The organism is Kribbella sp. VKM Ac-2569 (genome assembly GCF_004216905.1).
Taxonomy (GTDB): domain Bacteria; phylum Actinomycetota; class Actinomycetes; order Propionibacteriales; family Kribbellaceae; genus Kribbella.
On record NZ_SGXJ01000004.1, the window covers coordinates 611703 to 624939 of the forward strand.

Genomic DNA, 13237 nt, shown 5'->3' on the forward strand with positions numbered 1-13237 from the left:
GGGGATCGGCTTGGGACAGTGGACCTCGTGATGTGGTTCCTTGTGGCGTTGCCGGCCGTGGCCGCTGGTCTGCTCGCGTTCGCGTACGTGCGGGCGCGGCGTGCCCACACGCGGGCGCTGGAGGAGCGCGGGTGGTTGCTGGAGCGCGAACGGGAGACAGCGGCGCGGAACGCGGTCGACGCGGAGCGGGCGCGGATAGCGCACGACCTGCACGACATCGTGAGCCACAACGTCAGTGTCATGGTCATCCAGACCGGTGCGGCCCGGCAGGTGCTGGCGACCGAGCCGGAGCAGGCTGAGGCGGCCCTACTCGCCGTAGAGGCCGCAGGCCGCGACACCATGGCCGAGCTGCGCCACCTACTCGGCGTACTCGCACCGAAGGCGGACGGGGTCGAGGACGACGCCTTGTCGCCACAGCCGAGTCTGACTCGTCTCAGCGAGCTCATCGACCGCATCGCGTTTGCCGGTCTACCTGTCGAGGTACGGATCTCCGGAGACCCGTACCCGCTTCCGACCGGCTTGGACGTCACGGCGTACCGCATCATCCAGGAGGCGCTCACCAACGCCCTCAAGCACGGCGACGGCGTGAAGGCCGAGGTGACCGTCCGCTACGCGCCGCACGCCTTGCGGGTCGAGGTCCTCAACTCCGGCCCGAGCGTCTTGACTGGTAGCGGTCGTTCAGTGGTCTCCGACGGCGAGGGCCGGGGTCTCCTCGGCCTCAAGCAACGCGTCGCTGTGTACGGCGGCCAGCTCGACGCCCGCCGGCGCCTCGGTGGCGGCTTCCGCGTCCGCGCCAAACTCCCGCTGGAGCGCCCATGACCACGCGCGTGGTGATTGCGGACGACCAGGCCCTGGTACGCACCGGCTTCCGAATGATCCTCACCGCCCGCGGCATCGAGGTCGTCGGCGAGGCCGCAGACGGTGCCGAAGCAGTCGACGCCGTACGGCGCCTACACCCGGACGTCGTCCTGATGGACATCCGCATGCCCACCATGGACGGCCTGGAAGCCACCCGCCGGATCCTGGCCACCCCGACCGACTGCCGAGTCCTGATCCTCACGACCTTCGACCTGGACAGCTACGTGTACGCCGCCCTGGCCGCCGGCGCCAGCGGCTTCCTCCTCAAGGACGTGACGCCCGAACACCTGGCCGCAGCCGTCCGCCTGGTCACCACCGGCGACGCCCTCCTGTCCCCCTCCATCACCCGCCGCCTGGTCGAACGCTTCGCCACCCCCGCAGCCGCCCAACCCGCCATCCACCGCGACCTCTCCAACCTCACGCCCCGCGAACTGGAAGTCCTCACCCTGATGGGCCAAGGCCTCTCCAACGCCGAGATCGCCACGGCCCTCACCCTCAGCGAAGCCACCGTCAAAACCCACGCGGCCCGAATCTTTGCCAAACTAACCCTCCGAGACCGCTCCCAAGCCGTAGTCCTCGCCTACGAAACCGGCCTGGTCACCCCCGGAGACCGTTAACCCTTGCTGATTGGCTTCCGGGTCAACTAGATTCGCCATCTTCTCAAACACGGGGGACGGGTCGCCATGAGTGACGAAACAGTATGCATTCTGTGTGCGGCGCGGGGACCTTTCCGCCGTCGCTTCACCAAGGACGATTACGGTATCGCCGAGTGTTTGGAGTGCGGCCTCGTTCAGCTCCAGCCCACGCCGACACCGGAGACCCTCCGCGCCCTGTACGAGACGGACTCGTACTTCGGCGGCGAGGGTTCCGGCTACTCGGAGTACGAGAGCCAGGAGCAGGAGTACCTCGCAACCTTCCGGGAGGACCTCCGCCGGATCGCCGAGTTCGTCCCGTCCGGCAAGGTGCTGGAGGTGGGCTGCGGTTACGGCTACTTCCTGCAGTGCGCCCTGCAGGCCGGGTACGACGCCTACGGCATCGATCTCTCACCGACTGCGGTCAAGTGGGCGTCGGAGCGGCTGCCGAACCGGGTCTTCTGCGGGTTGCTGGAGGAGGTGCCGGAGATCCAGGAACAGCAGTACGACGTGATTTTCGGATCGCACCTCATCGAGCACCTCACCGAACCGGGCGCGTTCCTCGAGCAAGCCGGCCGCCTGCTCCGGCCGGGCGGTCTGCTCGTCCTGGTAACGCCCAACATCGGAAGCTTGCTGTCGCGGGCGTCCGGCCGACGATGGGTGTCCTACAAGATCCCCGAACACGTCAGCTACTACGACCCCCGCACAATCGCAGCTCTCCTGGACCGCGCTGGTTTCTCCGTGCGCGCCGTCGACAGCGCCTACCAGTACTACGCACTCCCGTTCGTGGCCACCCGCATGCGTGAACTCCTTGACCCCGTCTCCCGCCTGATCCCGCCCATCGAGCGCCTCCGCGGCCTACGCACCCGCCGAATCCGCGTCACCAGCGGCTCCATGCGAGTAATTGCAGTCCGATAGCACGCTGCCCCCGGTGTACGGGTGAGGTACGGGCAGCGACCCGACAGGGCCGGTTCATAGCATCACCGGCGTCAACGGGCGGACTCGCAGAGAAGAGACAGTCAATTGAAGAAGAAGCTGAGAATCCTCACCTTGGCGGTGCTGTCCCTTGCGACGGTGCTGTCCGTGGGCGTCATCTCGAAGGCAGAGAAGAGTGACGCGGCGACGTACCTGGCTGAGGGAACGAACTATCAGTTCCGGGACAGCGTCATTTCCTATCGCACCTTCAGCGGGAACGGCGGCGTGATCAAGATCGCCTATTACGCTTCCTGCGACTACGGCGTGCTGTCCGCAGGCGGTTACTGGGACGTGAGACTGCAGAAGCTGGTCAACGGCGTGTGGGGCGATGCGAAACAGACGAAGGACGTCCCCTGCACCACCTACAAGACCGTGGACACCTTGTCCTTCGGGACCGTGGCCAGCGGCACCTATCGGGTCCGCTTCAACAAGGTCACCAAATCCGGCCTCGTGACCATCCACTCGTGGGGCGCCTACCGCGGCTAGGGCCTCGTTCCAGGAGCTCGAATGACATCGGACAAGGCACAGCGCAAGCAGGACCTTGCGAAGTTCGAGAAGCGCGGGACCAGGATCGCTGTAGGACTCGTCATCGCGGGCATCGTGCTCCCGTTGGTGGCCGGCGTGCTGGGCTCGGCCGAGATCTTCCCGTACGAACACACGATGACCGTGGCGCTGATCGCAATGCTCGTCCCGATCGGGGCGGCCCTGCTCATCGGTGCGATGGGCGGCTTGTACATCATGGGCGGCTGGAAGCTAACCCCCTTCGGCATCGTTTTCGTCGCCGGATTCGGGGCGTTGGTCTACGCGCTCATGACGGCCAACGAGAGGTGGCTCCTCGTCGGCGTCGGACTGCTGGCTGTCTCGGGAGCCGCGTTCTACGCCGCCGGTACGGCATCGGGACGTGCGCCACTCTCGGCACGCAAGACGTGGGGAAGCACCGGCTCCCTGGCCGGTGGCGCAGTGGTCACGGTCGTCGGCTACCTGACCGGCTACTGGTGGTTGCTGCTCCTCGGCGCGATGGCCGTCGGCTGCGGCACCGGCGCCCTCATCGGCCGCCGCCAGGCCAGCCGCAGATGAAGAAGGGCCGGACGCTGAGCGTCCGGCCCTTCCTCTCTCCAAAGAGACTGGCGGAGGATACGAGATTCGAACTCGTGAGGGGTTGCCCCCAACACGCTTTCCAAGACCGCCACTCGACGTTCAGCCGGGTCCGGGAAACCTTCAGCAGCGCCGATCTCGCGAACTGCGATCGTTGGTGAACGGTCCCGAACGGGGGCGGATGAGACCCACTTTGAGACCCTTCCCGCCCCAGGTCGACGCGGTGTACGAGGTCATCAGCGAGCCGAAGCGCTGGGGTGCGGCGTGGACGGCGACGGTCCGGCAGATCGAGGACTGCGTCCGGGGATCGAGTTCCGGGCAATGCTGCACATGGGGCGGAAGGTGGGCGGCTGACCCCTGGGTCAAACACGTGCTTCTCCGCGCCAGATCGTGCAAGCAGTACAGGTGATCGGAGCCTTCCACATTGCTGCGGGCAGCCATACCCTCAGTGGATGAGTGAGTCAGGGGGGCAACCCATATACGACGTTTGCCTATCTTTTGCGGGCGAACAACGCGACTATGTGGCGGATGTCGCGGCATCTCTTCGCGAGCGAGGTGTCCGCGTCTTTTATGACGACTACGAAAAGGCGACTCTTTGGGGGAAAGACCTTTACGAGCATCTCGATTGGGTGTACCGCAAGGCAGCGCGGTTCTGCATACTCTTTGTCTCGGAAGCCTATGCGCGGAAGGTGTGGACGACCCACGAGCGACGAAGCGCCCAGGCGCGGGCAATGAATGAGAACGCAGAGTACGTGCTGCCGGTTCGATTCGATGACGCCGAGGTGCCCGGACTACGAGAGACTGTCGGATATCTAAGCGGAACGTCTCTGACGCCGGATGAGGTGGCCGCGCTGGTTGTCGAGAAACTGGGACCACGAGCCCGCGAGAACTATTTTCCGCCGAAACCTGATCTGCTGTTCAAGGCCCTGGAGCTCGAAGATCCGGCTGAGCAAGACCAGGCGTACGCGGTGGCCACCAATTTTATGAATACGCTTCGCCGGATGTCCGAAGCTGAAAGACGACTCATCGCTCAACTGTTCGTTTATGGGTGCAAGTCCGAATTGCCGGAAAATGTTCATGACAGCCTGGACCTTATCCGCAGAGAGTTGGAGGTCACCCCCGCTGAGACCCTAGCCACCTTGCGCGGGGTTCGATCACTTGGATTCAAGGCTGAAGAGCGTAGCGATCCCGATGGGGAAGGAGATGACCTCGTCGTAGTGAGCTGGGACAACCAAGTCGTCTACGAGGACGACGCCATGGACGATTTCAACATGGAGTACTCGACCCTAGTTGCGGTCGAGATGCTCACAGTCGGCTCGGGTGATCGATGCGCCCAATGCGCCAGAAATTGTGTCGAAGCAATGGACTTCTCGAATTTGTCGAGTACGACGAGTTGATGCCGGTGCCCAGTCATGGCTAACGCTGACGAGTCGGATGACAAGCTCCGCAAACTAAGTGATCAACTCGACGCGATCGACGAAGCTCGCGCCGAGGCCGAGGGTGACCGGTACAACTGGTGGGCGGTCGTCGTAGGCCCGCTGCGATTAGCAGGCTACGTCGGCTCACAGCACTTGGGCTGGTTGTTCGCCGGGTTTCACCTGGTTGTCGCCTCCACCGGAATCTTGTTCTTCTTCCTGCCGGGCAATCTCCCGAATCTTGGGGCGGCGCTTGTTGTAGGCGCGCTGTTTGGATTTGGCGCATTCCTCGCGCAGATGTGGGCGATCCAGGTCGAGCGCGAAGCAGGGAGACAGGAAGACGAGTATCGGAAACTGTTGCGGGACCTAGATCTTCGTCAACAGTCTGTCGAGAGAAAGATACGTCGAGAGACTCGGCGATTAGAGCGCGGCTGACAGTCGCGTGGATCTAGCTAGCCGCGCGGCCGTTGGCGAACGCCTCGAAACTAAGCAGCAGCGGCGGGCTTCAACCAACCAAACATGTCAGCAGGATTCCGGCCACCAGTAACACGCCATAGAACGGCCCGATCGACCACGAAGCCCACACCGACGGCCCTGGAACGAGACGATCAATCCACTCCGGCATCCAAGCCGGCCAACCTTCCGGTGCCCGGTCGTCTGGAGACGCCAACGAATGGGAGGGATCCAGGGTGAACGCCTGGACACTGTTGGTTCCGGTTGCCACTGCCTTGTATAGCCGCCGATACGCCTTCTCTTGGCGAAGGTAATTGGCGTCAAGGAAGGCAAACAGTACGACGGCCCCAGTGCCAAGCAGAGCAACCGAGTTGGCGTGCTTGGTTATTGCGTAACCAAAGGTCGCCGCGACAACGGGAAGAAGCCAGCCTTTGGCGCCGGACGAAGCCGCCGACATTCGGGTCACGATGGCTTGGATGAAGTCGAGGTGCTTGCGTCTGTCCTCTGGATCGGACGCAGCGTTTCCCGGCTCTTCCAGATCAGGCATGGGACACGAGCCTCCTGCACTGTTCGCGGAGTCGCTCCCAGGCGTCGTCCTTCTGCGCATCCGTGAAGTGGGTCTCTGGCGGCCAGATGCGGCCAATACCGTCTTCCGTCCAACGCGGCACAAGATGCACGTGGAAATGGAACACGGTCTGCGTGGCGGCCGTCCCGTTGGATTGAATGATGTTCAAGCCCTCTGGTTGGACCGCCCGCTGTACCGCACCGGCGAGCCGTACGACGGCGCGCCCGATATATGCAGCGAGGTCCTCGTCCAAGCCCCAGATATCGGGGATGTGCTCACGGGATGCCACCAAGGTGTGTCCAAGGGTGGCAGGTTCCGTCGGGAAGAACGCGACCACATGCTCATCCCGGTACACCTCGCGTACGTCGGGGTCCACCCGTTGGATGATTTCGCAGAACGGACAGTCAGGATCGCTTGACGGCATTGTTAACCCATGTTGTCAGGTTTTCCTTGATGCTGGCATATACCGCTTGGCTATTCGAACCATTCGGGGAATACAGCGGCACATGGTCGCCCACGTTGTTCCCATCTTGCAAAATCACCTGACTGAACGGGTTCGCCCCCGCGCTGTCCGTGTGCCCGGCCCCGTCGGCCAATCCGTGGATACGGACACCGACGAGCGGCTTGTAGTTGTCCCAGGCGTAACCGATCTCGTACTTGACCCATGGCCGGTTCGCGGTCTGAGCGCCGACCAGGACAACCACGGCGCTCTTGTACTTCATCTGGTCAGCGATCCAATCTTTGATCGCCTGATCTCCTCGCCTCTTGACCTTCTCCCAGTCTTGGGCGCTCAAGATCGGCTGGCCCTCCAATGCGCCCATGTTGATGACCTGCTGGACCCGCCAGGCATCTCGGTCATAGTGAAAGCTGTAGAACACTGACTTCGCCACGAAGCCCCCTCCCTGGCGCAGTGAGCCGGGCTGGTCGCCCGTCGTCACCCTGCGTGGAAGGAGCCTAGCGCTCTGCACCACTATCCGGAACCCAATCCATGGCGGCCGGATATCGAGCAGGGGCGCCTCAGCGAATGGCCACCGCGACCACATTCATGCTCTCGACGACAACATCAGCTCCTGCCGTCGAGAGTGCGTCGGCCTTGCCAGGCTTGTTGGCGTAGCCGATTGTGTGGACCCCGGCCGTTCGGCCCGCTTCCATGTCGCTCGCCTGGTCGCCGATGAAGACGCAGGCGGCCGTACGCACACCGAGCGCCTTCGTAGCGTTCTCGATCAGGTGCGGGCTGGGCTTCATCAGCGTTGGGTCCGAGGGATCGCGGCCCTCGACGTGCGCGACTAGGTCGGCTAGGCCGGTGTGGGCGAGGTAGCGATTGACCGCCTGGGCGTAGTTGTTGCTCACGATTGCGACCAGCTTCCCGGTGCGTTTGCACGCTGCGAGGGACTCCACCGCACCCGGAGTCGGGAGGGCTGTCTCCACCGCTCTCAGCTCGGAGTCCTGTAGAGCCCTCTCAAGCAGCGCGGCGAGCTGCGGTTCATCGGCGGCTGCGAACAGCAATTCGTGCGGACCTGCTGCCTTCCGCAGAGCCTCGTCAAGGTCGTGTGGCACCGTGCCGGCCAACTCGCGCAGCTCGCTCGCGATGAGCTGGGCAGGGTAGCCGTCGAAAACGGAGCAGATTGGGCCGTCGAAATCGAAAAGGACCGCTTCCGCTGACGAGAATATTTGCCCGAGTGGATCGATGGTCACAGTTCGCGAACCTGCCCCAATGTGCCCCAAAGGCTCTCGAACCATCGCCGCGCCTGGTCGACGTACTGCGATCCTGTTGCTTGATCGTTGTCGGTGGTCGAATGATGGAAAAGGACCGTGTCTTTACCGACCGCGTCGAAGATCGGGACGGTTTCTCCGTCGATTTCCACCTCCCGCTCCCTGACCGGATAGAAGCCGAAGAAGATCTCTTCATCGTTCAGCGCGTAGAGCTTGAACATCATCGGGAGTCCTGCAACTACTCGGGTTTCGACATCAGCCTTGGGAACGAGTCCCATCTCTCCGAGTTCGCGAATGGACTGTGTGATCTCGCCCGCAGACCGGTGGGCAATCCCTGACACCCGAGCCCGGACGCCGGAGTCATCTCCTGGGTTATTCCCAGCCCGTGACGGCACGGCGATTGGCTGACTGAGATCCGGCAAGAGCATGCGGATATTGATCGACTGGGGAGTCAAGCGCCCGCGCCTAATGCGGTCGATTGGTTCCTCAAGCGCACCGAGGAGCGTTTCGCCGGTGAGGCCTGCGAAGTCGATACGTACGGTGTCCTGCTCGAACGCCTTTTCAATGTGCGGGCGCAGGCCGACCGCCTGGTCCGCCTGCTCGCGCACGTACACGCCGCTGCCGACGCGAGAGACGATCAGGCCCTCATCGCGCAAGATCCGTAGTGCTTGCTGGATTGTCATCCGGGCAACGCCGTACTGCGTCGCCAGCTCGTTCTGAGACGGGAGCTTCTCTCCCGCCTTCACCTTCTTCGTGAGGATCGCCGCGCGTAGAGCGTTGGCGACCTGCTTGAACGGCGGTCGCGGGTCAGACGGATCTAGCAGTGGCTCCATATCAACAAGCCTACTAGCTGACTAGGCAGGCTAGGGCAATCGCGTCCAGATGCTTGACCTGACTAGCCAGCCTATGTAGCTTTCTGTCTCACCAAATCTGGCTAGGCAGGCTAGGCCGACTGGCCAGGTGGCGTCCCGGCGGTGGCACCCGCCGAGACGCCTGGGTCGTACTAGTCATCTGAAGAGGAGCACAACCCATGAGCATCATCCACCTGTCGGCCGTCAGCAGCGAGGAGCCAACCGCTGCGGATCTGGCCGGTATCGAGGCGGAATGGCCACTGATCGCGGCCGAGCTGGACCTGTTGGACGCACAGATCGCGTGCATCAACGCCGGGCCGCACGCGTCGGAGCTGGAGACGCGCCGGATTCGGCGCGCAGAGCGTCGGGTGCTGGAGGCGGGCCGGGAGCTGGCCGTCCGTGCCCCGGAGACGGAGGGCGTGGCATGACCGCGCAGGTTGTCGAGATGCCCCTGCCGGATCTCATGCAGGTCGATCTGGGCTGGTGGAAGCTCGCGGGCTACGACCTCGTGCAGGTCGTCTCGCCGCGTACGGCGCTGGGGACAGCGTGGATCGTCTGGCACGGCGACCACGTCCTGCACACCGCCGACTCCCTGCCCGACGCGGGCGGCTGGGTCGCTAGCCACCTGACGGGAGGCGAGACGCGATGAGTACTCCGCTTCGCACGTCGTACCCGGTCCCGGTCGAGGACTTGATCCCGGCCGGACGCCGTCTCGCCGCCGAGCTGGGCGAGATCCCCTCGCAGAACCGGCTCATGAAGCACCTACGCGTTGGCAAGGACAAGGCCAAAGCCGTGCACATCGCCTTGACCGAGGAGCGTGCCGAGGACCGCCCGGAGACCCGGCTCCACTCGGTGCCGGACCCGGATGAGACCACCACGGAGACCACGGCCACCGACCCAACCCCTGACGGCGCTGCGGAGGAGTCTCCGCAGGTCACGCCGCCTGCAGACATGGTTTCGGCCGACGCCGCCGCGCCGGTCGAGCCGGTTCCCGCGGCTGCCAACGCGGAGGGCATCTCCCCGGCTTCCGAAGCGACCACGGACACCGCTCCTGAGACCGGGGACGAGATGCGCCCGGTTCGGTCGTGGCCGGTGCTGCTGCTGGCGCTGCCCGCGTTCGTCGCGGTCTGGTCCGGCTGGGTCGGGCTCGGTGAGCTGACCGGGTTCGGTGTCGTACATCCACTGCCGGGGATCGCGGACGGCTTCACCCTGAACTCTGCGATCACGCTTCCGATCGGTGTCGAGACCTATGCCGCGTTCGCGCTGCGGGTGTGGCTGTCCGGCTGCGTCCCGGTCCGTGCGCGCCGGTTCGCTAAGCGGTCCGCCCTGGCCGCGCTCGCGCTGGGCGCGCTGGGTCAGGTCGCCTATCACCTGCTGGAGGCCGCTGGCGTCACGGCCGCGCCGTGGCCGATCACCACTGCCGTTGCCTGCCTGCCGGTTGCCGTGCTCGGCATGGGCGCCGCGCTGGCCCACCTGATCCACACCCGCGAGAACGGGGAGAAGTGACATGACAGAACCCATGAGCAGCCAGAACAACGAGCTGGCCGACCCGATCGACCTGGACGCGCACCGCGCCCGGCGTGACGACGCGCAGGGGCCGGAGGATTTGGCCGGCGCGCCGGTGCCGGTGTCGCCTGCCGAGGTTGAGCGGATGGACACCGCCTACGAAATCGCGTTGGACGGCGACACCGACGACCCGGCGACGGGGAACGTGCTGGTGCCGGTGGACAAGCCGTCGCTGCCGGTGCCGGTGCAGTCGGGGGAGCGGCTGCCGATCGTTCCGGTGCATTTGCGGCCGAAGGCGCTGCCCGCGACGATGCGCCGAGCTGGCGGCCGGGCTGGGCACGTGACGGCGTTCCATGCGGTCCGTTCGCCCTGGTACGCAACGAAGTTTCTGTGGTTCGCCGGTCGTGGTCTGTCGCGGCTGATCGGGGCGCAGGTGCGGTGGTGGTGGGTGCCGAACTCGTTCGCGCTGGAGCAGAAGGCGGCCGACGAGAACGCGCTGAAGGAGTGGGAGCGGATCCACCGTCAGCTCAAGGCAACGCGGCTGTGGCGTGGCGGCGTTCTGGCCGTCCAGAACATCGCCGTCACCGTTGGTGCGCTGGTGGGCCTAAACATGGCTCCTGCGGCCGCTGTAGCCGCTGTGCTGGCCGGGCTGACTGCGGTGCTGGCGCACTACGGCCGCCCTGCCGGAAAGTCGCTGGTCGGAACGGCCGTAGTCGCACCCCGGTACCGCAAGCTCAACTCCGACATCGTGCTGCGCGCCTACTACGCGGCCGGACTCGGCAAGCCGGACAAGCCCGGCGACGAGGTGCGGTTCGGTTCCACCATGTCCCGCGACGCCCGCAACACCGGCACGCAGGTCACGATCGATCTCGGCTACGGCCGGACGTGGTCGCAAGTCCTGAACGCACGGGAGAAGATCGCTTCCGGCCTGGACGTGCACGTGAACCAGGTCTACCTGACCCCGAACAAGACCAGCACCAGGCGGCACACGCTATTCGTGGCCGACGTGGACCCGCTGACGATCCCGGCCGGGCGCACCGACATGCTGGACTGCAAGCCGCGTTCGGTGTGGAAGCCGATGCGGTTCGGCAAGGACGAGCGAGACGCGCTGGTGCTGCTGGACCTGCCGTGGTCCTCGATCATGGTCGGCGCTCAGCCGCGCATGGGTAAGACGTTCTCGGCTCGGCTGATCGCGTTGTACTGCGCGCTGGACCCGTACGTCAGGTTGATCGTTGCTGACGGCAAGAAGTCGAGTGACTGGCTGGCGTTCCGTCTCGTGGCGCACCGCTACATCGTGGGCGACTACCCGAACCCGCTGGATGACAACCCGATCGAGCACCTGATTGCGACCCTGGACGAGGTCTTGGCGCACATCGACAAGGTGAACACGATCCTTCAGTCGCTGCCGGTCTCGGAGTGCCCGGAGGGCAAGCTCACCCCGGAGCTGGCGCGTGACCCGCGCTACCCGGACCTGCGGGTCACGGTGATGATCATGGAGGAGTTCCAGATCTACTTCGAGACCGAGGACCAGGAAGCCAATAAGAAGATCGCGCAGAAGCTCTCGCGGATTCAGGCCACCGGTCCGAGTGCTGGTGTGTGGCTGGTGGACTCCACTCAGAAGCCGTCCGGGATCGGTGCGGGTGACGTGCAGCGGCTGTTCAATCGCTACCGCGACAACCACTCGGTGCGGTTCGCGCTCAAGTGCGGCAACCGTGACGTGTCCATGGCCGTGCTCGGTGGCGACGCCTACGCCGAGGGCTACGACGCGTCTTCGCTGCCGGTCGGCCCGGAGTACAAGGGTGTGGGCTTCCTGTACGGCGCGGCCAACGACACCCCAACGGTGCGGACGTTCCTGGCCGACCACGAGGACGCCGAGAAGATCCTGAAGGCCGCCCGCAAGCACCGCGAGCACGCCGGGAGCCTGACAGGTGAGGCGGCCGGTGAGGAGATCGAGCGCAGCACCCGCGACGTGCTGGCCGACATGCTGACCGTTCTCGGTGCCGACACGGCCGCGCACTGGGAGGCGATCGCCGGGCGGCTGGCCGAGCAGATGCCCGAGCAGTACGAGGGCACGACGGCCGAGGCGATCTCCGCTCAAGCCCGTGCTCTGCACGTGGACTCCCGCGACGTGAAGCGTGACGGCGTGGTCCGCAAGGGCTGCCGCGCTGTCGATGTGCGGGCCGCCATGGGCCGCCGTGACGGGACCAGCCGCTAACAGAGAGTTATCAACCGCGTTGGGGTGGTGGGACGGCTGAGGTAGCGGCCGGACCGCTACCGGTAGCGCTCGCGCTACCCGTCCCGCTACCCCCAATCTCCAACCTGACCAGGCCGTATTTCCGCAGGTAGCGGGTCGCGGCCACGGTCCCGCACGCCCAAAACCGGCTCCTGGAGGCTTCCCGTGCTTCACCCCGCCGCTACCCCCATCCTGACCGCCGCTACCCACGGTAGCGAGCTGGCCGCGACCATCCACACCGCCGAACAGGCCGCCACGGTGACACTCATCGTGACCGCCGTCGCCGGGTTGTACCTGCTCACCTGCGCTGTCTGGCCGTTCGGCAAGTGCCGCAAGTGCAAGGGCGTCGGCAAGTTCAAGTCGCCGTTCGGCAAGGCGTACCGGCACTGCCCGCGCTGCAAGGGAACCGGCCTGCGGGTCCGATTCGGACGCCACATCATCAACCGCATCCGCGCCACCCGAGGCGCGGGCACCAACTCGACCAGCAAGGGCGAGCGCTGATGTGCGCCGCGCTGGCAGGGCTCAGCCTCCACCCGGCCAAGTCGTGCTGGGTCGAGCTGTGGAACGGCAAACAGGCTCTCGGCTGGGACTACTACGGCACCCCGGTGTTCAGGTTCCGGTGGGCACCCGCAGGGCTGGCCACTCGCCGTCAGCTCCGGGCGATGCGCATGTCTCCGGGCGGACAGGAACCGTACGCGCTGCTCGTGTGGCGAGGCGGCAAGCGGTGGGCCTGGCTGTACAGGCTCGACCTCGCCAAGCCCTCCCGCACCCCGTCACCGGCACAGCTCAACGCGCTCGACAAGGCGATGCAGGCACGCCGGACCTGCCGCAAGTGCGGCCGCGTCGTCACCTACTGCGTCCCGACACACGACCCGCTCTGTGACACGTGCATGTACGCGTACGACCACGTAATCGGCGCTGACGCCGCCTAACCCACCTCG

The 13237-nt window shown here is 65.2% G+C and carries 18 protein-coding genes; 13 read left to right on the top strand and 5 right to left on the bottom strand.

The window, feature by feature from the left end; all coding sequences use genetic code 11:
- Window positions 1–30: 30 nt before the first annotated feature.
- The 7 genes from EV649_RS29580 (at window position 31) to EV649_RS29610 (ending at window position 5410) form a co-directional block, all read left to right on the top strand.
- Entirely contained in the window at window positions 31–819 is a 789-nt protein-coding gene (locus EV649_RS29580; protein WP_130386882.1) for a histidine kinase, read from the top strand.
- Window positions 816–1475 (top strand): response regulator transcription factor, encoded by a 660-nt coding sequence (locus tag EV649_RS29585; RefSeq protein ID WP_130386883.1) that lies wholly within the window; start codon window positions 816–818, stop codon window positions 1473–1475. Before EV649_RS29580 ends, EV649_RS29585 begins: the two co-directional genes overlap by 4 nt.
- 66 nt (window positions 1476–1541) lie before the next feature.
- Complete coding sequence (locus EV649_RS29590) at window positions 1542–2408, top strand: class I SAM-dependent methyltransferase (protein ID WP_130386884.1); 867 nt, start codon at window positions 1542–1544, stop codon at window positions 2406–2408.
- 105 nt (window positions 2409–2513) lie between these two features.
- Window positions 2514–2951, top strand: a complete 438-nt coding sequence (locus EV649_RS29595; RefSeq protein ID WP_130386885.1) for a hypothetical protein — start codon at window positions 2514–2516, stop codon at window positions 2949–2951.
- A gap of 21 nt (window positions 2952–2972) precedes the next feature.
- The gene (locus EV649_RS29600; RefSeq protein ID WP_130386886.1) at window positions 2973–3542 is read left to right on the top strand and encodes a hypothetical protein; all 570 of its coding nucleotides are present in this window, start codon (window positions 2973–2975) and stop codon (window positions 3540–3542) included.
- A gap of 470 nt (window positions 3543–4012) precedes the next feature.
- A complete protein-coding gene (locus EV649_RS29605; RefSeq protein ID WP_130386887.1) occupies window positions 4013–4957 on the top strand; it encodes a TIR domain-containing protein in 945 nt (314 codons plus the stop codon).
- Window positions 4958–4972: 15 nt separating this feature from the next.
- Complete coding sequence (locus EV649_RS29610; protein ID WP_130386888.1) at window positions 4973–5410, top strand: TMEM14 family protein; 438 nt, start codon at window positions 4973–4975, stop codon at window positions 5408–5410.
- A gap of 70 nt (window positions 5411–5480) precedes the next feature.
- Here the strand turns inward: EV649_RS29610 and EV649_RS41285 are convergent, their stop codons facing one another.
- The 5 genes from EV649_RS41285 to EV649_RS29630 all read right to left on the bottom strand — a co-directional run bounded on the left by EV649_RS41285 (window position 5481) and on the right by EV649_RS29630 (window position 8539).
- The gene (locus EV649_RS41285) at window positions 5481–5975 is read right to left on the bottom strand and encodes a hypothetical protein (protein WP_198682759.1); all 495 of its coding nucleotides are present in this window, start codon (window positions 5973–5975) and stop codon (window positions 5481–5483) included.
- On the bottom strand, window positions 5968–6369 hold the full coding sequence (locus EV649_RS41290) for an HIT domain-containing protein (RefSeq protein WP_198682760.1): 402 nt from the start codon (window positions 6367–6369) through the stop codon (window positions 5968–5970). The genes EV649_RS41285 and EV649_RS41290 overlap by 8 nt, the downstream gene beginning before the upstream one ends.
- A gap of 28 nt (window positions 6370–6397) precedes the next feature.
- Complete coding sequence (locus EV649_RS29620; RefSeq protein WP_130386889.1) at window positions 6398–6883, bottom strand: TIR domain-containing protein; 486 nt, start codon at window positions 6881–6883, stop codon at window positions 6398–6400.
- 127 nt (window positions 6884–7010) lie between these two features.
- Entirely contained in the window at window positions 7011–7688 is a 678-nt protein-coding gene (locus tag EV649_RS29625) for an HAD-IA family hydrolase (RefSeq protein WP_130386890.1), read from the bottom strand.
- A complete protein-coding gene (locus tag EV649_RS29630) occupies window positions 7685–8539 on the bottom strand; it encodes a winged helix-turn-helix domain-containing protein (protein WP_130386891.1) in 855 nt (284 codons plus the stop codon). Before EV649_RS29630 ends, EV649_RS29625 begins: the two co-directional genes overlap by 4 nt.
- A gap of 197 nt (window positions 8540–8736) precedes the next feature.
- Between EV649_RS29630 and EV649_RS29635 the strand changes: the two genes are divergently transcribed.
- The 6 genes from EV649_RS29635 to EV649_RS29660 all read left to right on the top strand — a co-directional run bounded on the left by EV649_RS29635 (window position 8737) and on the right by EV649_RS29660 (window position 13228).
- Window positions 8737–8985, top strand: a complete 249-nt coding sequence (locus tag EV649_RS29635) for a DUF6284 family protein (protein WP_130386892.1) — start codon at window positions 8737–8739, stop codon at window positions 8983–8985.
- Window positions 8982–9206 (top strand): hypothetical protein, encoded by a 225-nt coding sequence (locus EV649_RS29640; protein ID WP_130386893.1) that lies wholly within the window; start codon window positions 8982–8984, stop codon window positions 9204–9206. The genes EV649_RS29635 and EV649_RS29640 overlap by 4 nt, the downstream gene beginning before the upstream one ends.
- Window positions 9203–10063 (top strand): ABC transporter permease, encoded by an 861-nt coding sequence (locus EV649_RS29645; RefSeq protein WP_130386894.1) that lies wholly within the window; start codon window positions 9203–9205, stop codon window positions 10061–10063. The genes EV649_RS29640 and EV649_RS29645 overlap by 4 nt, the downstream gene beginning before the upstream one ends.
- Window position 10064: 1 nt before the next feature.
- Window positions 10065–12278, top strand: a complete 2214-nt coding sequence (locus EV649_RS29650) for a cell division protein FtsK (RefSeq protein ID WP_241998801.1) — start codon at window positions 10065–10067, stop codon at window positions 12276–12278.
- Between the two features lie 183 nt (window positions 12279–12461).
- The gene (locus EV649_RS29655) at window positions 12462–12797 is read left to right on the top strand and encodes a hypothetical protein (protein ID WP_130386895.1); all 336 of its coding nucleotides are present in this window, start codon (window positions 12462–12464) and stop codon (window positions 12795–12797) included.
- Window positions 12797–13228 carry an RRQRL motif-containing zinc-binding protein gene (locus EV649_RS29660; RefSeq protein ID WP_130386896.1) on the top strand — a complete coding sequence of 144 codons (432 nt, stop codon included), beginning with the start codon at window positions 12797–12799 and terminating at the stop codon, window positions 13226–13228. Before EV649_RS29655 ends, EV649_RS29660 begins: the two co-directional genes overlap by 1 nt.
- The last annotated feature ends 9 nt before the right edge of the window (window positions 13229–13237 follow it).

Bases quoted from the DNA above. Each gene is read 5' to 3' on its own strand.
- EV649_RS29580 (WP_130386882.1), top strand. From the start codon at position 31: ATGTGGTTCCTTGTGGCGTTGCCGGCCGTGGCCGCTGGTCTGCTCGCG.
- EV649_RS29585 (WP_130386883.1), top strand. From the start codon at position 816: ATGACCACGCGCGTGGTGATTGCGGACGACCAGGCCCTGGTACGCACC.
- EV649_RS29590 (WP_130386884.1), top strand. From the start codon at position 1,542: ATGAGTGACGAAACAGTATGCATTCTGTGTGCGGCGCGGGGACCTTTC.
- EV649_RS29600 (WP_130386886.1), top strand. From the start codon at position 2,973: ATGACATCGGACAAGGCACAGCGCAAGCAGGACCTTGCGAAGTTCGAG.
- EV649_RS29605 (WP_130386887.1), top strand. From the start codon at position 4,013: ATGAGTGAGTCAGGGGGGCAACCCATATACGACGTTTGCCTATCTTTT.
- EV649_RS29610 (WP_130386888.1), top strand. From the start codon at position 4,973: ATGGCTAACGCTGACGAGTCGGATGACAAGCTCCGCAAACTAAGTGAT.
- EV649_RS41285 (WP_198682759.1), bottom strand. From the start codon at position 5,975: ATGCCTGATCTGGAAGAGCCGGGAAACGCTGCGTCCGATCCAGAGGAC.
- EV649_RS29630 (WP_130386891.1), bottom strand. From the start codon at position 8,539: ATGGAGCCACTGCTAGATCCGTCTGACCCGCGACCGCCGTTCAAGCAG.
- EV649_RS29635 (WP_130386892.1), top strand. From the start codon at position 8,737: ATGAGCATCATCCACCTGTCGGCCGTCAGCAGCGAGGAGCCAACCGCT.
- EV649_RS29640 (WP_130386893.1), top strand. From the start codon at position 8,982: ATGACCGCGCAGGTTGTCGAGATGCCCCTGCCGGATCTCATGCAGGTC.
- EV649_RS29645 (WP_130386894.1), top strand. From the start codon at position 9,203: ATGAGTACTCCGCTTCGCACGTCGTACCCGGTCCCGGTCGAGGACTTG.
- EV649_RS29650 (WP_241998801.1), top strand. From the start codon at position 10,065: ATGACAGAACCCATGAGCAGCCAGAACAACGAGCTGGCCGACCCGATC.
- EV649_RS29660 (WP_130386896.1), top strand. From the start codon at position 12,797: ATGTGCGCCGCGCTGGCAGGGCTCAGCCTCCACCCGGCCAAGTCGTGC.